Origin of the sequence: Echinicola arenosa, assembly GCF_014841125.1 — a bacterium.
Classification (GTDB): domain Bacteria; phylum Bacteroidota; class Bacteroidia; order Cytophagales; family Cyclobacteriaceae; genus Echinicola; species Echinicola arenosa.
The window spans coordinates 69,718-96,306 of sequence record NZ_JACYTQ010000010.1 but is presented as its reverse complement, the minus strand read 5'-3'; the positions used below and the strand labels follow the sequence as shown (position 1 = coordinate 96,306).

The window sequence follows — 26,589 nt, the reverse complement described above, 5'->3', positions numbered from 1 at the left end:
AACGACTTTTCGTTAAACACTTTTAATAACGTAGATGTGACGTTCGCTCAACAGAATAGCTTTAAGTTAAAAAACACCAAACATGAAAAAGCCCGGAGCAAAGTCCGGGCTATTTGGTGTCGTTTATTATGGTTTCCATTTTCTTAATCGCCTCCTGCTCTTTCAAATGGGCTTTGTATCTTAATTCGTTTGCCTGTAAAACCAAGTCATTAATTTCTTTCTGTTTTTTCTCGTTTTTAAGTAATGGAATTTCCACTTGTGATAAGTGTCTATCATCAATTTCATCTACGACCGAGCCATAAGTATGACGAGTTATAAGTCTATGACCAAACTCTGTATTTAACCAACAAAAAATGTAACCTGCTATATCGAGATTTGCAGGAACAATACGCATTACGTGTTGATTTAATGTCCAATTCTCCCAATGTTTTGGAATAATATTAACTTTTCCAATTGTCCCACTACAAGTAACAGCGGTCATATTTTCTTTTAAAAAGAGTTGTTCGCCAATTCTTTTAGAATGTTGGTCAAGTGATAAATATTTAATGTTACTTGGATTTAGTTCCAATAGTTGTTTACCTCCAAAAAAAGGAATGCCATTATGTTTCTCGACATAAACTCTTTTAAAACGACCGGGTAGTATAATATCAGAAGCTATTCTTTTATCTCCAATTTTAGTTACTTCCTTTGCGTGTATGTTAATTGCCTTTAATATGGCTTGCGTTGAAGGCACATGAAATGAAGCTTCAAGTCTTAGATTCAAGCCACTTAGTTTAGTAGAGTAGTTTCTTAAATCTACGGAACTGTCAAAAAAAGTAGTTTCCAATTCTTCAATTGGTTTAAGTTGAAGTTCTTCATAAAGAATTGACTCTGCTTTGTCTATTAAATCATTGGATTCGTCTCGTAAATCGTAAGATTCTATTACAAGTTCGTGAATCTCTTTTTTTAATATTTCTGGTGCATTTGGGATTATGATATTTTGCAAATGTTCGGGTTCAATGTGTTTAATAACTGCCCCATAATTATTGGATTGCAAAATATGTTGACCCGCTTCAGACAAGAAATAACAATAAATGTACCCTGAATCGTATTTCCCTTTACCTGTAAGTCTTAAAAGGTCATGACTAAATATTTGATTTTCTAATTTTTTCCCCGCTATTGCAACTTTTCCTATAGTTCCCGATACCGTCATTAAAAGCATTCCCTTTTTTACTTTTAAGCTTTCTAGGTCTGTTTCCGTTTTAGCTGAAATATATTTCGAGGGTTTTGGATAAACATCTGTTATAGAAGAGGGTTGATAAAATGGAATTTCTTTACGGTCAACATAGATTCTTTTAAACCTTGGTCTATGAAAAGCTTTATCAACAAGCCCATTGTCAGACCATAGTTTTACTACTCCATATTTATTATTAAGAATTTTTTCTTTAGCAGCTTTTGCTTCTAAGTTGAAAGAATTGGCTTCTAATCGTAGCTTGTTATTGAAAACCTCAGTTAACGAAACAGAAGTGTATTTTAATGGTTCAGGTAAATAGGTGTAATCTATTTCCTTTTCAACTTCTTGAAACTTGTACGCTAAATTGCTGTTATCTACCATGCTATTCCTTGTTTAGTTTTCCATTTTGAAAAAACGTCTGCAACGTGAATAGTCTGGTCATTCACAATTTTTTCTTGTGTTACTTCTTTACGAGCAATTAAATTTCCGTCAGCATCTTTTTCCTTTACAAGTTCTTCAACTTCAATCATTACGATATTTCCTTTTTCGTCTCTTTTGAAGATTTTCCCACCTCTTTTGTCATGACCGATATGGTCTATCATGGTCATGAAAATGTCGTAATCAATTATTTGTCTTGACTTTTCTTCGTCAGCTATTTCTGCTTTGGTTTTCTTTTGAAGGAATAGGATAGAACATTGCGTTCCATTCCTTGGTTGGAATGCATCAGCGTGTAAATCAACACTCGCAATAATTTTGGTGTTTTTAATTAACCAATGACGAATGTATTCAAGACCTGGTGCACCTAAAATTGAATCAGGTAAAACAATTGCTGTTCTACCGCCTTCTTTTAAAAGTTGAATAATTCGTTCAATGAAAAGTTGTTCTGGTGGTACGCTTGACTGTAAACGGTCTGTTTTAAACCAATTTCCGTTTTCGTCTTTATTCCAAATGTAAGCTATGTCAAATTGTTCGAGTATTTGCTGGTCTTTGATTGGAATTTTTGAGCCAAATGGTGGATTGGTTACAATAATATCGAAATGACTTAAACTTTTATGGTTGCGAATTTCACTTGCAGAAATATCTAATGCTTTTGCAAGTTTCTTTTTGGTTTCTTCTTCCCATTCTTGCGGTGGTAAAAGTGAATTGAGTTGCAGAATATTTCCGCTTCCGTCATTATTCATTACCATATTCATTTTGGTTGCTTTTACCAAGTCTGGATTTATGTCAAAACCAAAATAATTTTCAGAAGCGATTTCAGAAATTTTATCGTTAAATGCTTTTCTTACGTCTGCGTTCCATCCTTCTTCTTCGCCATATTGGCTTTCCATTCTTTCCCGCAAAGAATCAATTACTGCTGTCATTGCAGTAACTACAAAGCCACCCGTTCCGCAACTGCTGTCCAAAACGCGTTCAGTTTCTTTTGGGTTAAGCATGGCGACTGCCATTTTCATAACATTTCTTGGCGTGAAAAATTCGCCTCTGTCGCCTCTTAGATTAGCACCAACAATCTCTTCGTAGGCTTTTCCTTTAATGTCAATATTTGTAGTTAGAAGAGCATACTTTTGAAGTTCAGCGACCAAATAAGTTACAGTTCTTGGTGCTAATTTTATTTCATCATTTTTATCAAATATTTGTCCGTGTCGCTTTTTAACGTCCTCAAATATTTTAGAAATTCTCTTGTAAACACTTGCTTGACCGTCTTTGTAATTTCTCTCTTTTGAAGTAGTGAAAAATTCTACTGGTTCAAGTAAGTTACGTTCGTCATGAATTTTGCAGAAAATTATTTTAAGAAATTCAAAAAATGCAGGTTGCTTTTGTAAACCTTCATTGACGTAAATAATGTTATGGCAAGTTTTGAAGGTAAAGAGTAAATTGTCTTCGTAAGCCTTAATTAAAGTATTTCGATTTGGTCTTTCGTGTTCGTCAGTTGTTCCGTCAGCAGAAGGAATATCATTAAACTCTTCGTAAACATATTTTCCTTGCTCGTTCCTAACTCTCCGCCAAACTTCTTTGTGCATTCCGTTTGTCCACATTCCCCACTCACAGTTTCCGCAAGCAGCCATGTAGGATTTCATCTGCTCAACGCCATTGTTTTTGTCGGTTGGCTTAACAGCTTCTTTTTTGCATTCAATGACTAACCAAATATTGTCTTGGTCTTTAATTTCTTCTGCTGTTGAATCTTTTGGAAAGATTACAATGTCAGCTCGCTTTTTACCCGAACCCATTTGAACTCCATACTCAATTTTGATTTGTTCCTTTGAGTATTTGTGTTCGTTAATCAATCTTTTTTCAACGGTCTGTCTAACGTATTCTTCAGGTGTGTCAACTCGAATTGTTCCATCAATGTAGTCCCTTAGTTTTCCTTCGGGAATTGAAATGATAACCTTAGTTTCTATCATTGTTATTCATTTTATTTACTAACAAGTCAGTTGCCTGTACTTGTAAAATGTCAGCTATTTCATATAAATCCTCTACACTTGGCTGTCTTACGTTTCGAGCATACTCGTTTATTGTCGTGTAGCTTTTATTCATTTTCTCAGCAAGCCAAGTCTGCGTTATTCCTTTGGCTTTCAGGATTTCTTTAATTCGGTTCATTTTCAAACCATTTTAATTCAATTGCAAAATAATACAAACTCACTGTTCCATAGTGAAAATACTCATTATATTTCGGTGGGTTAGGTGCTAAAAATGTTTAAAAGTAATTATTGAAGATTTTAATAGCTTCTTTAATTTCAAACCCCAATTCATATCTATTCATTAATCATAAGTTAATCCAATATTTAAATTATCACCTATTCATTTATCTCTAATAAATATTAGAGAATTGACCAAAGGGAAGAAATAAATCGTTCCCACGATTTCAAGTAAAAGAGGTGTGAAAACCCGAATTTTAGTTTTTGGATATCCAAAAACATAACTTGCAATTATAAACCAAACACTTATTTAAACATTGGTCAATTCATGATTTTAAGATGATTCGGTAACCTGTTATACCATTTAATTACTGAATTACATGTATGCTTTAAAAAGATATTTAGGTCAGCCAATTCTTCATCAGTACATTCTTTTCCATTAGAACTATAATTCGACTTTGCATGAACAAATGAATTCCTGGTTGCATAAATTATTGTACTTATATAATCTGATAATTTAATTACATTTTGAGAATCCAAATCATAAGAAACAATACTTATCTTTAATTCTCTCCGTATTTTATGCTTTATACTTTCTGGCAAAAATTCATATAAATCAACAATATCAATGCACTCCCTAAGTAATGGTTTTATAAGTTCATTATCCCTTAGATCTTCTTCATACCTCTTTGTTAAAGCAAAAATTGATTGCAAAAAATTAGCGTCAGGCTCTGTCGCTTTGGGGGAAAACAGCTTTAATCTAAGTTTTTCATTGGCATTTTTTTTTATTTCAACTGGAGCAAAAAATTCAAGAACCTTGTAATAGTACAAAAGTCTCATTTCTTCATCAATATCTCGATTTGCTTTGAGATATAGATCCATACCGAAATTATAACTTTCTATAGAATCAATTTTATGATTTTTTGGATCGACTTCTTCATCCGTATCAAAGTCAAATAATCCACTGTCATAAACATCAATCAAATGGATATCGAAATCAAATTTTACTGCTAATGAGTAAATATAAGAAGTAATAAGCTCATCTTCATTAACATTAGAACGGTCTCCTTTATATTCAACTTCAATTGCATTGTAAGATGAACAGGGAGGAACATATTTATCCCATAAACCATAATGTAAAGAACCTAAACCTATTAAAATTGGATTATTTACTATCCTTAAAGTAATGTCATTGAAGGTAAATTCAAGATTATTTTTACCATTTTCAACGATTTCATAAAATAGTTGATCATTACAAAAAATGGCTCTTTGAGAGAATCTTGTAGTAATTACTTTATTTTTACTTTCGAAACGAATTGATTCAAATTCATTCATCAATCGAATAAAATCACTAACCTGATGAAAAGCATCAGGATCTTTAGGGAATGGAAGTTGTATTTCTTCCATTCCAATTGATATTTCATAAACTGAATCATCAGGGTCATATTCGTCAGAAAGTTGTTGATATTTATCAACTAATTTCTTGAAGGACTCTTTTATCTGATTAATATTCCTAGCTGTTATTTTCATTAAGCTTCAAAAGTTATTTATACCAGATCATTATAAAAAATTTACCCTAAATTTTACCCTAAAATACATAACTAGCTGATTTTCATCAATAAAAAAATTTCAGTCGCAAATATAACGGTTTTAGTTTATTCGCAAACTATCATAAAAAAAGTCAGCTGTTTTGGTGAAGAAAACCACGCAGACAGCTGACTTTTCATGAGTTATAATTTTATTCCATCACAAAAGGATAATCCTCTTGCATATAAACATCTTCAAATGCTTTTTGACCATCAGGCCATGGAGATTCTTCAGCAAATTTCACTGCATCAGCCACTTGCTTTTTCACTTTATCATCAATCTTTTTGATTTCCTCTTCAGTAAGAATCTCATTGTCCAAGATGGTTTTCTTCACTTGCTCAATTGGATCCTTCGCTTTGTACTCCTCTACTTCCTCTCGTGTTCTGTATTTCTGAGGATCAGACATAGAGTGGCCTTTATATCGGTAAGTTCTAAATTCCAACAAAGTAGGACCGTCACCTTTTCTAGCTCTTTCTGCTGCTTCTGATACTGCCTCATGAACAGCTTCCACATTCATTCCATCTACCGCAAAAGAAGGCATATCATAAGACTCTCCGATAGTAGAGAGATCATCTACATTAGAAGAACGTGTGACAGAAGTACCCATGGCATAGCCATTGTTTTCGATTACAAAGATCACAGGAGTTTTGTACAACATCGCCAAGTTAAAAGCTTCGTGTACGGCACCTTGTCTAACAGCACCATCACCCATGTGACAAATACAAAGGTTTTTGGTGCCCTTATATTTCTCAGCAAAGCCTATACCCAAGCCCATTGGAACCTGTGCACCTACGATGCCATGACCTCCCATAAAGTTTCTCTCTTTATCGAAGATGTGCATAGAACCACCTTTACCCTTGGTGGTACCGGTAGCCTTACCGTAAAGTTCTGCCATCACAGCACCTGGATCAGTACCTAATCCTAGTGGATGTGCGTGGTCACGGTAAGCGGTGATCCATTTATCTTCTTTTTCCAGGGCAGTGATTGCACCAGCAGCACAAGCCTCCTGACCTATATATAAGTGACAAAAACCTCTGATTTTTTGTTGACCATAAAGTTGGCCAGCCTTTTCTTCAAATCTCCTCATGAGCAACATGCTCTCATACCAGTAAGCGTAGGTATCATTGGAGTATTTTACTTTGGATTTAGTGGACGTAGAACTCTTTTTCGCCATATCGTTAATTATAAAATATGCATTTTTCGGGGCTCAAATATAAATAAGTATTCATTGATTAACAAAGGCTTTTACGAATCTGAAAAAGGTAATTGGTATTTCTACCCACATATCGTACAAAAGATCATGAATTTATCATGCATAATCTGGAAATTCCAACTTAAACTCCTTTTAACATCATCTTAAGTATTAGACTCTGAAAATCAATCAATCCTTAATCTCCTACTTTCTGCATAAAATCGGGAAATCCGCTCTGAGTCCATTTTACCTCTCTGGCTCTGGTAGCCCTGTTGGGGTCTGATAATTCATGCCCTTGGATCTCTTTATAGTCTCTGGCATGGTAGATCATAATGACAGTCTCTCCATCTTCTGCCAGGGTAAAGGAATTATGTCCGGGCCCATATCTTTTCACCTCCTCATTGGAATAAAAAACTGGCCCTGGTGACTTGTTCCAGTTATTGATATTCATGAGGTCAGCATCTTCGTCTATCCATAACATGCCCATACAGTAATTATCATTGGTGGCACTTGCCGAATAGGTAACGAAGATTTTTCCATTTCTTTTGATCACTGCCGGGCCCTCGTTTACATTGTATTTTACCCTCTCCCAGCTAAATTCCGGTTCGGTCAGCACCAACTCAGGCCCTCTCAAAGTAGTAGGGCTTTGCATTTCAGACATGACCAATCCTGTACCGTGCTCACCACCCCTGACATTCTGTGCCCAAATCATATACCGTTTGCCTTGATGTTCGAAAGTAGTGGCATCCAATGAAAATGATTCAATATCAGTCATGATCCTGCCTTCCTCTTTCCATTCTCCTTCCATGGGATCCTCGGCGGGGTTGGACAAAGCCCACATCCTGATATTCCAAATGTTTTCGGCTTCCCCTGCAGCAAAATAAATGTACCATTTGCCGTCAATTTGGTGCAGCTCGGGCGCCCATATATGATGGCCCATCACACCGGAACCATGTTTGCGCCAAACTACTTTTTCCTCTGCTTCTTTTAGTCCATTGATGGTCTTGGCCTGCCGAATGACAATACGGTCATACTCGGGTACGGTAGCAATCAAAAAATAGGTACCATCATCAGATTTACATACCCAAGGGTCAGCCCGCTGCTCCGCTATAGGGTTATTAAATTTAAGTTCTTGCGCCAATAAAGAATGGCCAAATGTAAATACCAATGTTAAGGCCAAGTATAACTTTCGAAAGTAATTCATGGGTTATTTCAGTTTTGTAAAAGTAAATATACTCAGACAAATTAATCCAACACAAAATTTAGTGTCTTTTTGACATTTAAACATCATGTTACTTTTGATACCAAAATTATTTGATCGTCTTGCAATAATTTATGTTAATAAGTATTGATCTAAAATTCCTTTCAAAGAAACGCCATCTCCTTACATTTGTATAATCAATCAAAATCAACAGTCCCTCTATGCACCTTAAAAACCTTCAATTGATTCAGTTTAAAAATTACAGCAAGGCAAAGGTGACTTTTTCAGAGGAAATCAATTGTTTTTTAGGCATCAACGGGAGTGGCAAAACCAACCTGCTCGACGCGATCCACTATCTCTGCCTGACCAAAAGTGCTTTCAACTCCGTGGATATGCAAAATATCCAGCATGATCAGTCCTTCTTTTCCATGAAGGCTGAATTTGAGAAAGCAAATAAATCAATAGAGATCCAATGCATCTTGGAAAGTAAAAAGAAGAAACAACTCCTCAATAACGGCAAGGCTTATGAAAAAATGAGTGAGCATATCGGACTTTTACCCGTAGTTCTGATTGCTCCTGATGACACAGCCTTAATCAAAGAGGGAAGTGAAGAAAGACGGAAATTCTTTGACAGTATCCTCTCACAGTTGGACAAAAACTACTTGGCCAAGCTCGTTCGATATAACCATTTTTTGAAACAGCGAAACGCACTGATCAAACAGTTTGCCGAACAGAACCGGTTTGACAGGAACCTACTCGAACCATATGACTTAGAGCTGATCAGTTTATCCAATTGGTTATACCAAGAAAGAACACTTTTTATTGAACGCTTCAAACCTTCCTTGCTCCATCATTACTCGGAAATCTCCGGACAGCGAGAAGCAGTAGAAATCCGCTATGAAAGCCATTGTGCCAAAGCTGACTTTGAAGAGCACTTCCACAATAGTCTTCAAAAAGACCTGATCAGGAAACGAACCAATGTAGGAATCCATAAGGATGATTTTGTCTTTGAAATCGATGGATATCCCTTGAAAAAATTTGGCTCCCAAGGCCAACAGAAATCCTTCCTAATCGCCTTGAAACTCGCACAATTCCAAATTTTCAAAGAAGTAACCAACACCAAGCCAATCCTGTTGCTGGATGATATTTTTGACAAACTGGACGATTACCGCATTGGTAAAATGATGGAATTGGTGGCCCACCACGAATTTGGCCAACTCTTTATCACTGACGCCAGACCAGAAAGGACCAAAAACATTTTAAAGGATATTGATGCGGATATTGTCTATTTTGATATTGAGAAGGGAGCGATCAAGGATAGATTTTAGAAGCTGGATTTAGAAAACAAGCCATAAACCCAAGAATAAAGATTTCAGCTTTGTCTTTTGTCCAGTATTTTACATTTAAAATCTAGTTTACTATTTCCCAAAACCTACTGGATTCAGGTTGTTCATGTTCCTTAATATCCAGGACTGACGTTTGTAATTATAAGCGGTTGGTTTTACAGGATTCCATCTTAAGGGACTGGGCAGAATTCCAGCAATCATGGCCGCCTCTTGGCGACTGAGCTTTGAAGCTGGCTTTTTGTAAAATTCTTGGGCTGCTGCCTCCACACCATAAATTCCATCTCCCACCTCTATGACATTTAAATAGACTTCCATGATCCGCTCTTTGGACCAGATCAATTCAATTAATAGTGTGAAATAAGCCTCTAAGCCTTTTCTAACATAGTTTCTTCCTGGCCATAGAAAGACGTTTTTGGCGGTTTGGTTAGAAATGGTACTGCCACCTCGGATCCGCTTTCCTGATTGATTTTCATCCAAGGCTTCATGTATCGCGTCCATGTCAAAACCATGGTGTTCCAAAAATTTTTGATCCTCCGATGCTACAACAGCTTGGGGCATGTGGCGTGATATCTCCCCAATTGGCATCCATTTTTTGTCCAACTTTACTGCCCTTTTCTCATCCATTGACTGCTCCACCATCCTAATCACCATCAATGGCGTAATGTAAACAGGTACAAAGCGATAAAGTACAGTAAAACCAATAGAAAGAATAAAAAACCACAACAGAATCTTTCCCAAAAAACGGATTACTCTTTTCATCGTTCTATAAAGCTATCTTTAAGTCAATTGAAAGGTTATTATAAATTTAGCTCAAGGGAAGAACATTCTCATCGCTTGAGCTAAATCTATTAAAAGTGGTGGGACAACTATCAGTTCTCTTCTTCATTCCAATCCTCAAACTGGGAAAGATCATAAGTTTCCGCCGCCAAATAATGAGGATAGATCTTCATGTGCTGCTTTTTTACTTCGGCAGTTAAAGATTTTCTAAAGTCTTCCACATTGGTTCCGTCTTGTGCCGCCATAAAGACAGGTTCAATTCCCGTTTTCTTCGCATAAACTTTCTTCAGCTCATCCAGATCCAAATAATTGGCTTCCTCCACTTCCAACTCAGTCATGTGCATCAACTCTTCTTCTGAAGGCATCTCTGGCACCAAGTCGATCTTATTGAAAACCAAAAGAATCGGTTTTTCACCCGCTCCAAGCTCAGTCAAAGTTTGGTTCACCACAGCAATATGATCCTCAAAACTTGGATGGGATATATCCACCACATGCACCAATACATCTGCTTCCTTGATCTCCATCAAGGTAGATTTAAATGACTCAATCAAGTGAGTAGGCAACTTCCTGATAAACCCGACTGTATCAGAAAGCAAAAATGGGATATGATCCAAGACCACTTTTCGAACGGTAGAGTCCACTGTTGCAAAAAGTTTATTCTCCGCCAATACTTCCGATTTAGTCACTAAATTCATTAAGGTACTTTTGCCCACATTGGTATATCCAACCAAAGCAACCCGGACAATTCCTTTTCGTCCTTTTCGCTGCGTTTCTCCTTGTTTTTCAATCTTGCGCAGCTTTTCCTTCAACAAGGTAATCTGGTTACGGATCATCCTTTTATCCGTTTCGATTTCTTTCTCACCGGCACCACCACGAGTGGCCGTTCCTCCTCGCTGACGCTCCAAGTGAGTCCACATTCTAGTCAATCTCGGCAATAGGTATTGAAAACGGGCCAGCTCAACTTGAGTCTTGGCTTGTGCCGTCTGTGCCCTGTTGAGAAAAATGTCCAAAATCAATAAAGAACGATCATAGACCTTCACCTTCAACTCATTTTCCAGATTCCTCATTTGGGAAGGAGAAAGATCATCATCAAAGATCACCATATCCACCTCAAAATGCTTGACATAAGATTGAATCTCTTCCAGCTTACCTGTACCCACAAAACTCCTTACGTCTGGCTTTTCCAGTCGCTGTGTAAATCGATAAACCTCCCTGGCGCCTAATGTCTCTGTTAAAAAGGCCAATTCATCCAGATGCTCTTCCACTTCATGCTCTGATTGATTTTGTTTAATCAAGGCTACCAAAACAGCTGTTTCCTCTTGAGGGGCCGTTTCTATCAGTTTTTTTAATTTTCTCGTATATTTACTCATTCAGTTTGCTCCTATTGGGAATGCAATGTTATTAATTATAATTTAATATTTATTCGAACTTATTGAAACATAATTCATTCAAAGTAGTTCATTTTCACAATATTTGGTGAGTTTACATCAAAATCAAAATGCTTACCATTCCCCACAAATCTCCAAATTATTTTGTGTAAAATTAGTCTTATAAGGAGAAAGAATGGAAATTTACGGCTTGCTTTGGACAATAGAAGAGAGAAATGGAAATAAGAAGTACCCCAATTAAAGATGTATACGAAATTTACCCTAAGGTTTTTAATGACGCTAGGGGCTATTTTTTGGAAACCTACAGAGAGGACCTATTGGCTGAAAAAGGCATCAATACCCGATGGGTGCAGGATAACCAGTCTTTTTCAATCGCAGGGACCGTTCGTGGGCTCCATTTTCAACTTGCTCCCTACGCCCAAGCGAAATTAGTTAGGGTCATCACTGGTAAAGTGTACGACGTTTGTGTTGACTTAAGAAAAGACTCTCCAACTTTCGGTCAGTCTCATGGCGTAATCCTTGACAGTGCCCAGCACAATTTGCTATATGTACCAGAAGGCTTTGCACATGGATTTTCTGTTTTGGAAGATGCCATCTTTTCCTATAAATGTTCCAACTTTTATCACAAAGATAGTGAAGGAGGAATCATCTGGAATGATTCCGATCTGGACATTGATTGGAAAGTAGGAGTTCCTATCATTTCAGAAAAAGATTTAGCTTTACCAACACTAGCAGAATTTAAGCAGCAGACTGGAGGAGGTTTGTAATATGGGATTACTGGATTTATTCAAAAGTAAGAAACAAACGGGTCCCTTGTCTTTGGACTGGATGGAGGTAGATATGCATTCACACCTTATCCCAGGGATTGATGATGGCTCCAAGTCTTTGAACGAATCTATTGAGCTGATTAAGAGGCTTCAAGGCTATGGCTTGCGGAAGCTGATCACAACGCCTCATGTGATGACTGAATTTTATAAAAACACGCCAGAAATCATCTCTGAGGGATTGACAAAAGTCCAAGAGGCATTAAAGAAAGAAGGGATAGCCATTGAAATAGAAGCTGCTGCGGAATACTACTTGGACGAAATCTTCAATGAAAAACTGGAAAAAGGTGAACCCTTATTGACTTTTGGAGACAATCATATCCTTATTGAAACGGGTTTTATCAATAAGCCCAGAATGCTACAGGAAACCTTCTTCGCTTTGGAAACAAAAGGCTATAAGCCCATCTTTGCCCACCCTGAGCGCTACCTATATTTACATCAGGATCCAGAGTTGTTTGACTCCCTGATCGAAAAAGGTGTTCTTTTCCAAATGAACCTCTTATCGCTTACAGGTTATTATTCCAAGCCCGTAAAGCAACTTGCAGAAAAAATGATTGACCGAAAGGCCATCAAGTTTGTCGGCACTGACTGTCACAACCATCGCTACCTCGATGCCTTGCAGCACCTCCCCAACAGCAAATATTACTCTAAATTAAAAGCCCTTACGCTCTCTAATCCTCAATTATGAAAATTCTGATCACAGGTATTACTGGTCTTATAGGCAGTTATCTAGCCCGGGAATTTCAGGATCTTGGAGAAATCCATGGCCTCAAAAGGCCTGAGAGCCAAACCAGACTTCTAGGAGATTTGGAAGATAAAATCACCTGGCATGAAGGCGATATTAATGACTACCAGTCGTTGGAAGATGCATTTGAAGAGATGGACATGATCATTCATGCTGCCGGCCTGGTTTCATTTAGCCCGAAAGACAAGGAGCGATTGCTCAAAATAAACTGTGAAGGAAGTGCCAATGTGGTCAATGTGATGTTGGAGAAAGGAATCAAGAAAATTATCCACATCAGTTCAGTTGCTGCTCTGGGCAGGACTCCCGACCAAAATGTCATCGATGAAAACCATAAATGGGTCGATTCTCCCTGGAACACCCCTTATGCCATTTCTAAATATCTTGGAGAATTGGAAATCTGGAGAGGCGTACAAGAAGGACTGGAAGCATTGGTCGTAAACCCTTCTATTTTGCTGGCCAAAGAAAAAGATCAAAGAAGTAGCACTGCAATCTATAATTATGTCCAAAAAGAGAACCCTTTCTATCCAAAGGGCTCCCTCAACTATATAGACATCCGAGATGCAGCCAAGTTAACTTATCTGCTTTACAAAGAAAGCCAATGGAATGAACGTTTCATTCTAAACAATAAGAGTATTCCGTACCAACATTTTTTCGAAAGCTTGGCCAAAGTCATGGGTAAAAAAGCACCCAAAATAGCTGTCAATGGAACCTTGATCAACTTGGCCATGGCTTGGAACAACTTTTCACGGTTATTTGGCAAAAAAAGTATCCTGAACAAACAAACAGCCATGCTGGCCCAGCTTCCAATTGAGTTCAATAATGCTAAAATTTCCAGGGCTATTGATTTCAAATACACCCCTTTAGAAGAAACCCTTCAGTGGGCTGTGAACGAAAAATAAACCTTTTTCGTTAATCCCAAGACTATCACCTTTTTGGCTAAAAAGTCGAAAAAATAATTTCATTAGCTATTTGAGCTACCAATTAATTTGGTATCTTAAAAATAAATTCAAAGCCAAATATATGACTGGAGATTTTGAACACGATAGGGAAGAGGAAAGAGCATTGATCGAGCGGTTTGAAAATTCCCTGAAAGCCAACTTGGACCTCTTTTTCGATGAAGAGGAGTTGGAAGATATTGTCCGGTATTATTTTGATTCCCAGAAATTCAAGAAAGCCCTGAAGGCATGTAAAATCGCGCTGGAAAGGTTTCCTTTTTCTATAGAAATAAAATTGCTTTATGGCCAATGCCTTATCTTCAATGATGAACTTGAAGAGGGGCTGGAAGTACTTGAGAACATCAACAACCTTTCGCCACATAACGAAGAAATCATCTTGGCGCTTTCCAATGGCTTGTTGCTAAATGGCAGTACCAAAGAGGCCATACAAATCTTGGAGGACTTCCTCCCAATGGCAGAAGACAAAGCCGAAGTATTTTATTCACTTGGGAATTTTTACAGAGCTGAAAACAATACCGAAAAAGCAATTCATAATTACAAGGAGGCTGTGAAGCTCAAGATCAACCACGAGGATGCCCTTTTCCAACTGGCCATGATCACCGAGGAAGAAGGGTCTTTTGACGAAATTCTGCAGTTCTATCAGGAATTTATCGATCAGGATCCTTACAGTGCAGGAGCTTGGTATAACCTTGGCGTCGTATATAACCGATTGGGCAGGTATGAAGAGGCCATCAATGCCTACGACTATGCCCTGATCATTGACGACACCTTTGCTTCTGCCTATTTCAACATGGGTAATGCCATGATGAACACCCAGCAGTATGAGCAGGCCATCGAGGCCTACCAAAATACTATCAACTGTGAGGGAGCCAACTCAGAAAACTGCTGCTACCTAGCCGCAGCTTATGAGAAGCTAGACCAGATGGATCAAGCATTCAAATACTTTAAAAAATCCGCTAAACTCGATCCAGAATACGATGATGCATGGTTTGGTTTGGGTATGTGTATGTTAAAAAAAGATAAATTTTTTGAAGCCATACACTATTTCAAAAAAGCCCTTAAGCTCTCCAGCGTCAGTGCCAACTACTGGGTAGGACTGGCAGATGCGGAATACCACTTGGGAAACTTGCAAGCCAGCTCTGAAGCCTACGAAGAAGCCATTAACCTCGAGCCGGGTCTGATGGAGACTTATATCAACCTTTCGATCATCTATTTTGACCAAAACAGATTTGAGGAAGCCATCGACGTCCTGAAGGAAGGAATGGACGAATTACCAGAAGAAGCGGAACTCTATTATAGACTAGTAGTTTATCTCATAAAGACAGGTAAATACAAAGAAGCCTTTTCATATTTAGAAAATGCATTAACTTTGGACTTTGAAAGACACGAGATTTTATATGAGCTGATGCCTGAAGTCAAGCATCAAAAGGCCATATACAAGATCATCTCTCAATACAAAGAAGGATTATAAGCCGATTACTATTTACCTTAAATTTTAGAGAATGAATTACGTGCTGAAGAATGTGCCCGTACGTACAGAAAAACCACGAACTACCGGATATACAATGGCGATGGACAAAGGTCTAAGCCTTCGAGAAGTAGAAGACTTTATTGATTCATGTGGTGACTATGTAGATATCGTTAAACTAGGCTGGGCCACTTCTTATGTGACTAAAAACCTTACCCAAAAACTTCAAATATATAAAGACGCTGGCATCCCTGTCTATTTTGGGGGAACGCTTTTTGAAGCTTTCGTGATAAGAAACCAATTTGAAGATTACAGAAAAGTTTTGGATAAATTTGACTTGGCTTATGCTGAGGTTTCTGACGGATCGATCACCTTGGACCACGATAAAAAGTGTGAATATATCAGGACCTTGGCAAAAGAAGTAACGGTTCTTTCCGAAGTAGGCTCTAAAGATGCAGCCAAAATCATCCCCCCTTACAAATGGATCGAGCAAATGCAAACTGAACTGGATGCGGGCGCTTGGAAAGTAATCGGAGAATCAAGAGAAGCCGGAAACGTAGGTCTTTTTAGAGATTCGGGTGAAGTAAGACAAGGTCTTGTAGAAGAAATTTTGACCAAAATACCGGAGGAAAAAATCCTATGGGAAGCACCTCAAAAAGCACAACAAGTTTGGTTTATCAAACTTTTGGGAGCCAATGTAAACCTAGGAAATATTGCTCCAAACGAGGTAATCCCATTAGAAACGATTCGATTAGGTCTTAGAGGAGATACTTTTGATCATTTCCTTGACCTTGCCAACGTATAAAAACTAAAAGCGACTGTAATGATATGGTCGCTTTCTTTTCTTTCCTCCCAATGAAGCAGACAAAAAACTACATTCTTAACTACCTCAAAGGAATGGGTATGGGCGCAGCAGATATTGTTCCCGGCGTTTCCGGAGGAACCATTGCCCTGATTACCGGCATATACGAAACGCTTCTGGATAGTATCAAATCCTTTGATTTGGACGCTTTGAAGCTTTTGGCCAAGTTCCAGATCAAGGATTTATGGAAACATGTCAATGGTCCCTTTCTGTGCTCCTTGTTCTTTGGGATTTTTACTAGTATCTTTGCGCTCTCAAAGCTGATCACCTACTTGATGGAGGAACATCCCATCCCGTTATGGTCGTTTTTCTGTGGTCTGATTATCATCAGCTCAGTATTGATCTTGCGGGATATCAAGAGATGGAACTTAATGGTTTTCATAGCCATTCCAGTAGGAGCAGTGTTGGCTTATTGGATCACAGGACTTAATCCTGTCAATTCGCCAAATGCTTTATACTTCACCTTTATCGCAGGAGCCATCGCCATTTGTGCGATGATTCTTCCTGGAATTTCCGGAAGTTTCCTGCTCTTGATATTGGGAAAATACGAAGCCATCCTCAATGCAGTCACCGAAAGGGACTTCCTTACATTGGGAGTCTTTGCTGTAGGCTGTGTAGTAGGGATACTTTCATTTTCCAGGCTGATATCCTGGTTATTGAAAAATCATCATGCAGTGACCATCGCTGTACTATCAGGATTTATGCTTGGCTCTATCAATAAGATCTGGCCTTGGAAAAAAGTACTGAGCTACAGAGTTTCAAGTAGTGGTGAGCAAAAACCATTTATAACTGAAAACTTATGGCCCAACCATTATTTGACGGAAACAGGTAATGAACCAAAATTCTTTATTGGTTTATTAGCGTTCTTGTTTGGGATACTGCTTGTGATAGGATTGGAGAGAATGGCGTTTTATTTAAAAAAGAAATGAGAAAATTCGGACTTATCGGTTATCCGCTGAAACATTCCTTTTCGAAGAAGTACTTTACTGAAAAATTCGAAAAGGAAAACATAAGCAGTTGTCAGTATGAGCTCTATGAGCTGGATACGATCGACAAATTCCCTGAATTGATCAAAAATAATCCGGAACTGGAAGGCATCAATGTCACCATCCCTTATAAACAACAAGTCATTCCTTTTTTGGATCAACTAGAACCAAGCTGTGAAGCTATTGGGGCAGTAAATTGCATCAAGGTTAGAGACGGCAAATTAATTGGGTACAATACTGATTATATCGGATTTAAGGATTCACTGAAATCATGGTTGAACGGGATTGATCAGACCAAAGCCTTAGTCTTGGGTACTGGCGGAGCTTCTAAGGCTGTAAAACAAGCGCTAAAAAGCTTGAATATTCCCTACATAATGGTATCGAGAAATACCAATGAACCAGAGCTCATTACTTACGATGAGCTCGTAAAAAACGAAAAGCACCTCCAAGAGCATCACCTTATCATCAACACCACTCCCTTGGGAACATTTCCTAATACAGAGGAAATGCCTGACATCCCTCTCAGCCAAATAGGCAGGGAACACAAAGTGTATGATTTGGTGTACAATCCTGAAAAAACCTTCCTAATGCGGTCTATGGAAGCCCGTGGGGCGGTAGTGAAAAATGGTTTAGAAATGCTACATCTCCAAGCTGAAGCAGCTTGGCAGATCTGGAACTAATTATCTATTTCATTTATTCAATACCTTATCTGTCTGCTATTTTCAAATAGGAGCAATTCCGCTATGGCTATTTGTCCTAGGATAGATTGCCTTTTGATACAGGCTGATACAGCTAAAATTCTATCATTATGTACTGGAAGAAATTATCTCACGAAGAAGTAAAAAAAGCAATATTTGGCGCATTGAGTAAAAACCATGATTACAGGGGAGAATATCCTGCGCTTGGAGTACCTGGAACCTATTTGGATACTACCGAATTCTATCATGATGCTCCTTTCTTGAAAGACGCTCCCTTTATGTCTGTTATGGTTCAAAACCCAAACCATATCGGCATCCATACCTTAAGTGATAAGTCTGTTTTGGAAATTTTCGCAGGCACTCAAAAGATAGAAAGAGACCTGATCAAACTGGTTGCAGAACAGATCTTTGATGGAGAAGAAGGCCAACAGGATGGCTATGTGGCCACCGGAGGTACAGAAGCCAATATTCAGGCCATGTGGGTATACAGAAACTTCTTCAGGGATGAATTCGGCGCCAAGACCGATGAGATTGCTGTGGTCTATAGTAGTGACTCACACTACTCCATGCCAAAGGGAGCCAACCTGCTCAACTTGCACAGCATCATTCTCGATGTGGACAATGAAACAAGGCAGATCACTGAAGAATCCTTGGAAACAAAGATCAATGCTGCCAAAGAAGCTGGCTATAAGTATTTTATTGTAGTGGCCAACCTTTCTACCACCATGTTTGGTTCAGTAGACGACGTGGACAGATTGGGTGATTTCTTTACCGCTGCCAATGTACCGTTCAGAATCCACGTTGATGCCGCTTATGGAGGGTTCATCTATCCATTTACAGATGAAAAAAGCCCGTACACATTTAAGAATCCATACATCACTTCCATTACAAGTGATGGTCACAAAATGTTGCAAACACCATATGGTACAGGCTTATTCTTGATCAGAAAAGGCTATATCCACCATGTATGCACCGAGGAGGCCCAATATATCCCAGGAAAGGATTACACGTTAAGCGGTAGCCGCTCTGGCGCGAATGCAGTATCCATGTGGATGATCCTCAAAATCCATGGATCAGAAGGGTGGAAATATAAAATGGCCTCCCTATGTGACCGTACTGAAAGAATCTGCACCAAGCTGGACAGAATGGGAGTGGAGTATTTTAGGAACCCACACCTGAATATCATTACCATCAAGGCAGAGTACATTTCTGAACGTATTGCCACTAAGTACAACTTAGTAGCTGATAGTTATGAATACGGTGCTAAATGGTACAAGATTGTGGTAATGCACCACGTAAGACAAGGTGTTTTGGACAGCTTCCTAATGGATCTTGAGGGAGAGCTGATCAGCAAAAGTTAATTGGAATCAAATAATATTTTCAAGCAGCTCTGAGCCTTCCGGAAGGGCTTGAGGGCTGCTTTTTTTATTTTTTCGTTGATATTATTTTTTATCTCACTGGACTACAGAAGCTTACAGATTACCCCACAAATCACTTCTTTATTTTATCCAAAAAAATGGTATTCACAGAGATTATTATCTATCTTATTAGAGACTATTAATCACTAACCTTTTTCGCCTATGCCAAGAGCTAAGAAAAACGAAAATGACCGAAAAATCTTCGTTTTGGACACTTCGGTCATACTCTACGCCCACAATTCGATAATGAATTTTGCTGAACACGATGTGGTGATCCCCATTACTGTTTTGGAAGAATTAGATCAGTTTAAAAAGGGCAACGATTCCAAAAACTTCGAGGCGAGAGAGTTTATCAGATTGTTGGACAAGCTGTCCAAGGATAGAATGATTCACGAATGGACCCCGCTCAATGGAAAAACCAAAGGGAATTTCAAAGTGATGATGACTTCCTCTGAAAGTTCCGAAGAAGATGCCAACAAAGTTTTTGGAGAAGAAAAAAACGACCATAAAATTCTCAATGCAGCCTTGAACCTAAAAAATGGTGAAAATGGCCGCAAAGTAATTTTGGTCAGTAAGGACATCAACCTTCGCTTAAAGGCAAAATCCCTGAATATCCAGGCTGAGGACTATGAAACTGGTAAAATCAAGAACATTACCGAGCTGGAAAATACAGGCAAGGATATCCTTGAAGGCATAGACCCTGATGTCATTAACGAGCTGTATGATTCTCATACCATAGAAGCGAAAAAAGTACTGGGTACCAGAAAAAGAAAAGCCAATACCTATTACATTCTCAAAAGTGATAAGAACTCGGTGTTGTCTTTTTACAATGGCGAAAACAATACTGTAGAGCGGGTAGACAAAAAATTGGCCTATAATATCAAGCCAAAAAATGCAGAGCAAACTTTCGCCTTGCATGCCATTACCAATCCTAATATCAAGTTGGTATCTGTGCAAGGTGTGGCTGGTACAGGGAAAACCCTTTTGGCTCTTGCAGGGGCACTGGAACAGAGAAGAGACTATAAGCAAATATTCTTGGCGCGTCCTATTGTTCCTTTAAGCAACAAAGATATTGGATACCTCCCCGGAGACATCAAGTCCAAGCTGAACCCTTATATGGAGCCCTTATGGGACAACCTCAAGTTTATACAAAACCAGTTTAAAGAATCAGACAAGGAGTTCCAGAAAATTACGGAAATGGTCAATCAAGAAAAATTGGTGATCCAACCATTGGCCTATATCCGTGGTCGATCTCTTTCCAATATATTCTTTATTGTGGATGAGGCGCAGAACTTGACCCCCCATGAAATCAAGACCATTATCAGTAGGGCAGGAGAGAATACTAAAATTGTTTTTACAGGTGATGTGCACCAAATTGACACACCTTACCTAGACAGTCAAAGTAACGGACTTTCCTATCTCATTGACCGGGTTAAGGATCATCCCCTTTATGCTCATATTAAACTTGAAAAAGGAGAAAGATCAGAGTTGGCCAACCTAGCCAATGAGCTCCTATAGCCAGAAAAAGCATTAAAAACTAAAAAAGGCCTTCATTTCCATGAAGGCCTTTGACTTTGGTGATTTCTAATTTAACTCTCTGTAATAGTATTCAATTTCGCTAGGAAACTGTTGTAATACTGTCTTCCCACTTGTACTATGGCACCACTTTTCAAAGTGATTTCCTTGGTGCTGAAACTCTGGATTTGAGCCAACTGGACAATGTAGGATTTTTGAACCCTTAAGAACAAGTTGGAAGGTAATTTTTCCTCCATATCCTTCATGGATTTACGGATCGTATATGTCTTGTTCTTGGTAAAAATAGACACCATATTACCATTAGCCTCTACATAATAAACATCTTCATAATCTACACGCTCATAAGCATTATCAGATTTGATGTAAACGGCATCGGTTACCAAATAAGGGCTTTCCGCATTTGCCTTCGGCGCATCTGCATGAGCCGCTTGTGTCCTTCTATTATAAAGTACGATCTCTACAATCGCATGGATGTCGTTGGTGTTGAATGGCTTAACAATAAAACCAGCAGGGTGAATTCTCTTGGCCCTTTCTATAATGGTAGGATCACTATATGAAGTAACGTAAACAATAGGAGCATCTACCATTTGCTGGATGATTTCTCCCAATTCAATACCGTCTTTATCTCCTTTAAGCTTGATATCCATAAACACCAAGTCAGGTCTATATTTCTTAATGACCTTGATCGCTTGGTTGGCAGAATTAGCTATGTCAATATTTACGTAACCTAAAAGTTCGAGGATCTCTTCAATATTTTCCGCAATATCCGGATCATCCTCTACAACTAAAATTCTTTCGTCTTTCATATTTTGGTGTGGTTCCTTAAATGTTATTGGTGAAGTCTAAAATTTTTTACATCTACTAATTACAGTCCACAGTTAAAAGGAATAATACTTTGTTCATTGAAAATGAGAATATTAATCCAGAAATACAATTTAAGAACTGCATTTTTTTATATTACAAATATCACAAACTCATCATATCCTTAAATCTTGCTGCTTGCCTTCGGCTTACTTCTATTCGATCACCACCTTTTAGAGTGACTACCAAGCCACCATTAAACCAAGGCTCAATCCCCTCTACCCAACTTAAATTAATTATATGCTTTCTGCTGGCCCTAAAAAAAGACTTTTCGTCCAATCTTTCATCCAATGCATTAAGAGATTTGTGAATCATCGGTTTATTGTTATCAAAATACACTTTTATGTAATTGCCGTCTGATTCAAACAATCGCACATTTTCCAACCTTACAAACCAACATCTATCTCCGTCTTTTACAAAGACCTGATCTTCCAAAGATAACTTTTTGTCATCATCTTGGGTAATTTTTCCCTCATTTTTAGTAGAAGAAGTACCACCACCATTCAGTTTGCTCATAAGCTTTACAATGGCTTCCGACAATCTCTCTGGTTCTATGGGCTTTAGCAGATAGTCAAGCGCATTCACCTCAAAAGCTTTTAGCGCAAATTCATCATATGCTGTGGTGAATATAACGTTGGGCACTGCTTCCATTTCTGCCAGCAGGTCAAAACCCGTCTTTTCTGGCATTTGGATATCCAGGAAAATGACATCTGGATTTAAACTTGAAATCTTCTCTTTGGCATCATCGACATTGATCGCTTCACCTACTACTTCCACCTCCTCGATGTCTTTCAATAAATTGATCAGTTCTTTTCTGGCCAGTCTTTCGTCGTCTATTATTAGTGCACGCATGCTATATTGATTTTATGATTAATCTAATTTAGTATAATGTTTCGGAATTTTTATTTCGGTCACTACAAACTCCGAGTCGAAATTTTTCATTTTGAAATTGGCCTTATTGCCATAAATCAGCTTAAGTCGCTGAATTGTATTGGAAATCCCGTGTCCCGAACCATCATTTTTCCGGCCCGCACTTCCCTTGAGTTGACCACTATTTTTTACGGAAATATACAGGTCATCTGCAAGACCAATAGTACATTTAATATGTATAAGCCCCCCTTTCATCCGGTTTGAAATCCCATGTTTGATAGCATTTTCAACAATGGTCTGAAGCATCATGGGGGGAATTTTATAATAGTAAGCTTGTTCTTCAATTTCATAGGTAACGCTCAATCGTTCCTCAAAACGAATAGTTTCCAAATCCAGATAATCCTTTACGATTTTTATTTCATCACTGAAATCTATTGTTCTTTTCTTATCCATGATCAATGAATAACGCAGGATATTGCTCAGTTGCGTAATAGCCTCCTTGGATTTTGGAGGGTTTTCATCTACCAGTGCCCTTACACTATTTAACGCATTAAAAATGAAATGTGGATTGAGCTGGCTTCTTAATTGGTTTAATTTGATTTCATTGATCTTTGCTTGGTATTTTAAGGTGGTATTGTAGTTCTCCAAAAAATGGTACAAAAAATACATCATGGCCCACAGCGTATAATACAGAAAGCTAATGAACATATTCACCAATAATACGATTGGCTTCAAATCTTCCTGAACCCTCAATATTCCAAAAATCCAATTGATCAAAATGGTAGCAATCACATTGGCAAAACTTAATGCCAAAAGTGCTATAAGGGCATTGATCAAGAGTTTTGAAATATTGAAATCAAACCAGCCTTTGGATTTAATAATATGCCTGAAATAGTGCGTGGACAAAAAATAAAAAGCTCCTAGTGACAAGTAAGCACCAATCTGCACTGAGGTAATTCCCCTGATTAGTGAAACAAAAAATAGGTTGATCACAGCAAAGCTTGACCAACCCAAAAACTGTAATATCCAATATAATCTACTCCTGTCCATTCCTTCCCAAATATAAGGAAGTCTTCGAATGTGCATAGGTATTTTTTATCAATGGATCAGGCAATGGCTAAAAGGAGCATACTTTGCCTAGAAGACCTAAAGCTCCATTTTAAGGAATTTAGCTGTATAGCTGGATGGATGTTCCGCTACCACTTCGGGTGTACCTTGAACCACAATCTCCCCGCCTTTATTTCCTCCTTCCGGTCCAAGATCTATGATATGGTCAGCCACTTTGATCACATCTAGATTATGCTCAATGATCAAAACAGTATTTCCCTTGTCCACTAACCTGTTCAAAACTTCCAGAAGGTGTTCAATATCTTTAAAGTGCAAGCCGGTTGTAGGTTCATCAAGAATGTAAAAGGTCTTTCCGGTATCCTTTTTGGATAACTCCGTAGCTAATTTCACCCTTTGTGCTTCACCACCTGAAAGAGTGGTGGCATGCTGTCCTAAGGTAATATAGCCCAAGCCCACATCATTCAGGGTTTGAATTTTTCGGAGAATCTTAGGTTGCTTCTCGAAGAACTCTACCGCTTGCTCTACCGTCATATCCAAAACATCCGAAATGGATTTGCCTTTAAATCTCACCTCCAGCGTTTCTCTGTTATAGCGTTTGCCTTTACAAGTTTCACAAGGAATATGGACATCCGGTAAGAAATCCATCTCTATCAATTTCATCCCAGCTCCCTCACAATCTTCACAACGTCCACCTTTGACATTGAAACTGAACCTTCCTGGTTTATAGCCTCGAATTTTGGCTTCAGGAAGCTCTGTAAACAAAGCCCGGATATCCGTAAATACGCCGGTGTAAGTAGCTGGATTCGATCTTGGTGTCCGGCCAATAGGAGACTGGTCCACTTCAATAACTTTATCCAAGTGCTCCAAACCTTCGATGCTCTTATAAGCCAAAGGCTCTTTGCGTGAACGATAAAAATGTTGGTTGAGCAGTGGAAACAAAGTTTCATGGATCAAGGAACTCTTTCCACTTCCAGACACACCCGTGACACAGATCATGCTTCCCAAAGGCAATTCCAGATCAACATTTTTCAAATTATTGCCTTGTGCCTGGGTGAGCTTTAGAGTCTTTCCATTTCCCTTTCTTCTTTCTTGAGGAACAGAAATTGCCTCGCGACCATTCAAATATTGGGCGGTTAAACTATTCTGTTTTAGAAACTCTTGAGGATTGCCCTGGGCTACAATCTGCCCACCATGCCTACCTGCACCTGGGCCGATGTCCACCACAAAATCCGCATCAAGCATCATGTCCTTGTCATGCTCTACAACCAATACAGAATTACCTAAATCCCTCAAATCCTGTAAAGCCTTGATGAGTTTGACATTGTCTCTTTGATGAAGCCCAATGCTAGGTTCATCAAGGATGTACAATACACCCACCAATTGGGTTCCAATCTGCGTGGCCAGCCTGATCCTTTGTGCTTCGCCACCGGAAAGCGTTCTCAATGGCCTGTTTAGGGACAGGTAATCAAGGCCAATATCCAAAAGAAAACCTATTCGCTTCCTGATCTCCTTAAGCACCTCCGTGCCTATGATTTTCTGCTTTTCTGTAAGCTTGTCATCAATATGATCAAACCAATCCCCCAGCTGCCTGATATCCATCATGGCCAACTCTCCAATGTGCTTGCCCGCCACTAGAAAATGCAGTGCTTCTTTCTTCAGCCTGTAACCCTCACAATCTGGACATACCTTTGTGCTGGTAAAGTCACTTACCCACTTTTGGATCTTCTCAGAACCACCTTCTTGTTGCTTTTGAAGAAAGTTTACGATTCCCTCAAAGGTAGTATTCCATTTGGTTCCCGGATATTTTACAGAGTCTACCTCCACTTCCATTTTGTCTCCATACAAGAGAATGTCCAATACACCCTCGTCCAAGTCTTTTATAGGAGTGGATAGGCTGGATTTGAAATGCTTTAAAATGGCCTCAATCTTCTTGAAAATCCAAATATCACGGTAGTCTCCCAAAGGTGCTATTCCGCCTCGGGAGATACTTAAATTAGGGTTTGGGATGATATTCTCCTTGGTGATTTCTTCAATATTCCCCAAGCCATTACATGTTGGGCAAGCTCCATAAGGACTGTTGAAAGAAAAAGTATTCGGAGCGGGCTCATCATAGGATAAACCTGTAGTAGGGTCCATCAGGTATTTGGAAAAGTGATGGACATTGCCATCCTCATCCCTTAGCATAATCACACCCTTGCCATGTTGAAGGGCGGTCTTAAGAGATTGGGTAATCCTATATCGATCATCTTCCTCGGCAATGATCCTGTCAATTACGATTTCAATATCATGGATTTTGTAACGATCCACTTGCATTTTGGGCACCATCTCCATCACCACACCATCCACTCGAACTTTAGAAAACCCCATCTTTCGGATTTGCTCAAAAAGCTCTCTATAATGCCCTTTACGCCCTTTAACCACTGGGGCTAAGATGTATAGTTTTTTTCCTCCAAAATGTTCTAATATCTGATCAATAATCTGATCTTCCGTTTGTCGGATCATCTTCTTGCCAGAAAGGTATGAATACGCTTCACCAGACCTTGCGTATAGCAAACGCATAAAATCATAAATCTCCGTGACAGTCCCTACCGTAGATCGAGGATTTTTGCTGGTCGTCTTCTGTTCAATGGAAATCACTGGCGAAAGCCCATTGATCTTATCCACATCTGGACGCTCCATCCCTCCCAGAAAAGACCTGGCATAAGCGGAGAAACTCTCCATATACCTGCGCTGTCCTTCTGCATAAATGGTATCAAAAGCCAAGGAACTCTTTCCGCTTCCGCTAAGCCCTGTGATCACCACTAATTTGTTTCGGGGGATGGATAAATCTATGTTTTTGAGATTATGCTCTCTGGCACCATAAATCTCAATCTTTTCTTCTACTGCTGCTACTGTTTTCGTCATGAAAGGATCAGTCCTTTTTAGCGTTTACAATTTGACAAAAATATGGATATTTAATG

At 38.7% G+C, this 26,589-nt stretch carries 22 protein-coding genes; 10 read left to right on the top strand and 12 right to left on the bottom strand.

The window, feature by feature from the left end:
• Positions 1-109: 109 nt before the first annotated feature.
• From IFO69_RS20190 to IFO69_RS20165, 6 genes are all read right to left on the bottom strand, one after another.
• Complete coding sequence (locus IFO69_RS20190; RefSeq protein WP_192011960.1) at positions 110-1,594, bottom strand: restriction endonuclease subunit S; 1,485 nt, start codon at positions 1,592-1,594, stop codon at positions 110-112.
• Positions 1,588-3,612: an N-6 DNA methylase gene (locus tag IFO69_RS20185; protein ID WP_192011959.1), complete on the bottom strand. Its 2,025-nt coding sequence runs from the start codon at positions 3,610-3,612 to the stop codon at positions 1,588-1,590. Before IFO69_RS20185 ends, IFO69_RS20190 begins: the two co-directional genes overlap by 7 nt.
• A complete protein-coding gene (locus IFO69_RS20180; RefSeq protein ID WP_192011958.1) occupies positions 3,599-3,808 on the bottom strand; it encodes a helix-turn-helix domain-containing protein in 210 nt (69 codons plus the stop codon). The genes IFO69_RS20185 and IFO69_RS20180 overlap by 14 nt, the downstream gene beginning before the upstream one ends.
• A 359-nt stretch (positions 3,809-4,167) precedes the next feature.
• The gene (locus IFO69_RS20175) at positions 4,168-5,376 is read right to left on the bottom strand and encodes a hypothetical protein (protein ID WP_192011957.1); all 1,209 of its coding nucleotides are present in this window, start codon (positions 5,374-5,376) and stop codon (positions 4,168-4,170) included.
• 208 nt (positions 5,377-5,584) lie between these two features.
• Positions 5,585-6,607 (bottom strand): pyruvate dehydrogenase (acetyl-transferring) E1 component subunit alpha, encoded by a 1,023-nt coding sequence (pdhA, locus tag IFO69_RS20170; protein ID WP_192011956.1) that lies wholly within the window; start codon positions 6,605-6,607, stop codon positions 5,585-5,587.
• A 214-nt stretch (positions 6,608-6,821) separates the two neighbouring features.
• Complete coding sequence (locus tag IFO69_RS20165) at positions 6,822-7,829, bottom strand: glycoside hydrolase family 43 protein (protein ID WP_192011955.1); 1,008 nt, start codon at positions 7,827-7,829, stop codon at positions 6,822-6,824.
• Positions 7,830-8,047: 218 nt separating this feature from the next.
• Between IFO69_RS20165 and recF the strand changes: the two genes are divergently transcribed.
• Positions 8,048-9,154: a DNA replication/repair protein RecF gene (recF, locus tag IFO69_RS20160; protein ID WP_192011954.1), complete on the top strand. Its 1,107-nt coding sequence runs from the start codon at positions 8,048-8,050 to the stop codon at positions 9,152-9,154.
• Positions 9,155-9,244: 90 nt separating this feature from the next.
• On the opposite strand, the gene mtgA is transcribed toward recF, so the two are convergent.
• Together mtgA and hflX are read right to left on the bottom strand one after the other, a co-directional pair.
• On the bottom strand, positions 9,245-9,931 hold the full coding sequence (gene mtgA / locus IFO69_RS20155) for a monofunctional biosynthetic peptidoglycan transglycosylase (RefSeq protein ID WP_192011953.1): 687 nt from the start codon (positions 9,929-9,931) through the stop codon (positions 9,245-9,247).
• Positions 9,932-10,041: 110 nt separating this feature from the next.
• On the bottom strand, positions 10,042-11,319 hold the full coding sequence (gene hflX / locus IFO69_RS20150) for a GTPase HflX (protein ID WP_192011952.1): 1,278 nt from the start codon (positions 11,317-11,319) through the stop codon (positions 10,042-10,044).
• 233 nt (positions 11,320-11,552) lie between these two features.
• On the opposite strand from hflX, the gene rfbC reads away from it, so the two are divergent.
• The 9 genes from rfbC to IFO69_RS20105 all read left to right on the top strand — a co-directional run bounded on the left by rfbC (position 11,553) and on the right by IFO69_RS20105 (position 20,812).
• Positions 11,553-12,104, top strand: a complete 552-nt coding sequence (gene rfbC, locus IFO69_RS20145) for a dTDP-4-dehydrorhamnose 3,5-epimerase (protein WP_192011951.1) — start codon at positions 11,553-11,555, stop codon at positions 12,102-12,104.
• A 1-nt stretch (position 12,105) separates the two neighbouring features.
• Positions 12,106-12,849 (top strand): tyrosine-protein phosphatase, encoded by a 744-nt coding sequence (locus IFO69_RS20140; protein WP_192011950.1) that lies wholly within the window; start codon positions 12,106-12,108, stop codon positions 12,847-12,849.
• The gene (locus IFO69_RS20135) at positions 12,846-13,805 is read left to right on the top strand and encodes an NAD-dependent epimerase/dehydratase family protein (RefSeq protein ID WP_192011949.1); all 960 of its coding nucleotides are present in this window, start codon (positions 12,846-12,848) and stop codon (positions 13,803-13,805) included. The genes IFO69_RS20140 and IFO69_RS20135 overlap by 4 nt, the downstream gene beginning before the upstream one ends.
• A gap of 121 nt (positions 13,806-13,926) precedes the next feature.
• Positions 13,927-15,333 carry a tetratricopeptide repeat protein gene (locus IFO69_RS20130; RefSeq protein WP_192011948.1) on the top strand — a complete coding sequence of 469 codons (1,407 nt, stop codon included), beginning with the start codon at positions 13,927-13,929 and terminating at the stop codon, positions 15,331-15,333.
• 31 nt (positions 15,334-15,364) lie between these two features.
• The gene (locus tag IFO69_RS20125; protein ID WP_192011947.1) at positions 15,365-16,135 is read left to right on the top strand and encodes a phosphosulfolactate synthase; all 771 of its coding nucleotides are present in this window, start codon (positions 15,365-15,367) and stop codon (positions 16,133-16,135) included.
• Between the two features lie 50 nt (positions 16,136-16,185).
• Positions 16,186-17,121 carry a DUF368 domain-containing protein gene (locus IFO69_RS20120; protein WP_192011946.1) on the top strand — a complete coding sequence of 312 codons (936 nt, stop codon included), beginning with the start codon at positions 16,186-16,188 and terminating at the stop codon, positions 17,119-17,121.
• The gene (locus tag IFO69_RS20115) at positions 17,118-17,858 is read left to right on the top strand and encodes a shikimate dehydrogenase family protein (RefSeq protein ID WP_192011945.1); all 741 of its coding nucleotides are present in this window, start codon (positions 17,118-17,120) and stop codon (positions 17,856-17,858) included. Before IFO69_RS20120 ends, IFO69_RS20115 begins: the two co-directional genes overlap by 4 nt.
• 128 nt (positions 17,859-17,986) lie before the next feature.
• The gene (locus IFO69_RS20110) at positions 17,987-19,237 is read left to right on the top strand and encodes a pyridoxal-dependent decarboxylase (protein WP_192011944.1); all 1,251 of its coding nucleotides are present in this window, start codon (positions 17,987-17,989) and stop codon (positions 19,235-19,237) included.
• A 219-nt stretch (positions 19,238-19,456) separates the two neighbouring features.
• Positions 19,457-20,812 carry a PhoH family protein gene (locus tag IFO69_RS20105; protein ID WP_192011943.1) on the top strand — a complete coding sequence of 452 codons (1,356 nt, stop codon included), beginning with the start codon at positions 19,457-19,459 and terminating at the stop codon, positions 20,810-20,812.
• A 71-nt stretch (positions 20,813-20,883) separates the two neighbouring features.
• Here IFO69_RS20105 and IFO69_RS20100 read toward each other — a convergent pair whose 3' ends face one another.
• From IFO69_RS20100 to uvrA, 4 genes are all read right to left on the bottom strand, one after another.
• A complete protein-coding gene (locus IFO69_RS20100) occupies positions 20,884-21,636 on the bottom strand; it encodes a LytR/AlgR family response regulator transcription factor (RefSeq protein WP_192011942.1) in 753 nt (250 codons plus the stop codon).
• A gap of 160 nt (positions 21,637-21,796) precedes the next feature.
• Positions 21,797-22,543, bottom strand: coding sequence for a LytR/AlgR family response regulator transcription factor (locus tag IFO69_RS20095; RefSeq protein ID WP_192011941.1), 747 nt, complete (start codon positions 22,541-22,543; stop codon positions 21,797-21,799).
• Between the two features lie 18 nt (positions 22,544-22,561).
• Positions 22,562-23,611, bottom strand: coding sequence for a sensor histidine kinase (locus IFO69_RS20090; protein ID WP_192012017.1), 1,050 nt, complete (start codon positions 23,609-23,611; stop codon positions 22,562-22,564).
• A 96-nt stretch (positions 23,612-23,707) separates the two neighbouring features.
• Complete coding sequence (gene uvrA / locus IFO69_RS20085; protein ID WP_192011940.1) at positions 23,708-26,533, bottom strand: excinuclease ABC subunit UvrA; 2,826 nt, start codon at positions 26,531-26,533, stop codon at positions 23,708-23,710.
• Positions 26,534-26,589: the final 56 nt, after the last annotated feature.

Bases quoted from the DNA above. Each gene is read 5' to 3' on its own strand.
- IFO69_RS20090 (WP_192012017.1), bottom strand. From the start codon at position 23,611: ATGGACAGGAGTAGATTATATTGGATATTACAGTTTTTGGGTTGGTCA.
- IFO69_RS20115 (WP_192011945.1), top strand. From the start codon at position 17,118: ATGAGAAAATTCGGACTTATCGGTTATCCGCTGAAACATTCCTTTTCG.
- IFO69_RS20120 (WP_192011946.1), top strand. From the start codon at position 16,186: ATGAAGCAGACAAAAAACTACATTCTTAACTACCTCAAAGGAATGGGT.
- recF (WP_192011954.1), top strand. From the start codon at position 8,048: ATGCACCTTAAAAACCTTCAATTGATTCAGTTTAAAAATTACAGCAAG.
- IFO69_RS20130 (WP_192011948.1), top strand. From the start codon at position 13,927: ATGACTGGAGATTTTGAACACGATAGGGAAGAGGAAAGAGCATTGATC.
- IFO69_RS20175 (WP_192011957.1), bottom strand. From the start codon at position 5,376: ATGAAAATAACAGCTAGGAATATTAATCAGATAAAAGAGTCCTTCAAG.
- IFO69_RS20165 (WP_192011955.1), bottom strand. From the start codon at position 7,829: ATGAATTACTTTCGAAAGTTATACTTGGCCTTAACATTGGTATTTACA.
- IFO69_RS20105 (WP_192011943.1), top strand. From the start codon at position 19,457: ATGCCAAGAGCTAAGAAAAACGAAAATGACCGAAAAATCTTCGTTTTG.
- IFO69_RS20140 (WP_192011950.1), top strand. From the start codon at position 12,106: ATGGGATTACTGGATTTATTCAAAAGTAAGAAACAAACGGGTCCCTTG.
- IFO69_RS20100 (WP_192011942.1), bottom strand. From the start codon at position 21,636: ATGAAAGACGAAAGAATTTTAGTTGTAGAGGATGATCCGGATATTGCG.
- IFO69_RS20125 (WP_192011947.1), top strand. From the start codon at position 15,365: ATGAATTACGTGCTGAAGAATGTGCCCGTACGTACAGAAAAACCACGA.
- IFO69_RS20190 (WP_192011960.1), bottom strand. From the start codon at position 1,594: ATGGTAGATAACAGCAATTTAGCGTACAAGTTTCAAGAAGTTGAAAAG.
- uvrA (WP_192011940.1), bottom strand. From the start codon at position 26,533: ATGACGAAAACAGTAGCAGCAGTAGAAGAAAAGATTGAGATTTATGGT.
- IFO69_RS20135 (WP_192011949.1), top strand. From the start codon at position 12,846: ATGAAAATTCTGATCACAGGTATTACTGGTCTTATAGGCAGTTATCTA.
- IFO69_RS20180 (WP_192011958.1), bottom strand. From the start codon at position 3,808: ATGAACCGAATTAAAGAAATCCTGAAAGCCAAAGGAATAACGCAGACT.
- IFO69_RS20095 (WP_192011941.1), bottom strand. From the start codon at position 22,543: ATGCGTGCACTAATAATAGACGACGAAAGACTGGCCAGAAAAGAACTG.
- IFO69_RS20110 (WP_192011944.1), top strand. From the start codon at position 17,987: ATGTACTGGAAGAAATTATCTCACGAAGAAGTAAAAAAAGCAATATTT.
- IFO69_RS20185 (WP_192011959.1), bottom strand. From the start codon at position 3,612: ATGATAGAAACTAAGGTTATCATTTCAATTCCCGAAGGAAAACTAAGG.
- mtgA (WP_192011953.1), bottom strand. From the start codon at position 9,931: ATGAAAAGAGTAATCCGTTTTTTGGGAAAGATTCTGTTGTGGTTTTTT.
- rfbC (WP_192011951.1), top strand. From the start codon at position 11,553: ATGGAAATAAGAAGTACCCCAATTAAAGATGTATACGAAATTTACCCT.
- hflX (WP_192011952.1), bottom strand. From the start codon at position 11,319: ATGAGTAAATATACGAGAAAATTAAAAAAACTGATAGAAACGGCCCCT.
- pdhA (WP_192011956.1), bottom strand. From the start codon at position 6,607: ATGGCGAAAAAGAGTTCTACGTCCACTAAATCCAAAGTAAAATACTCC.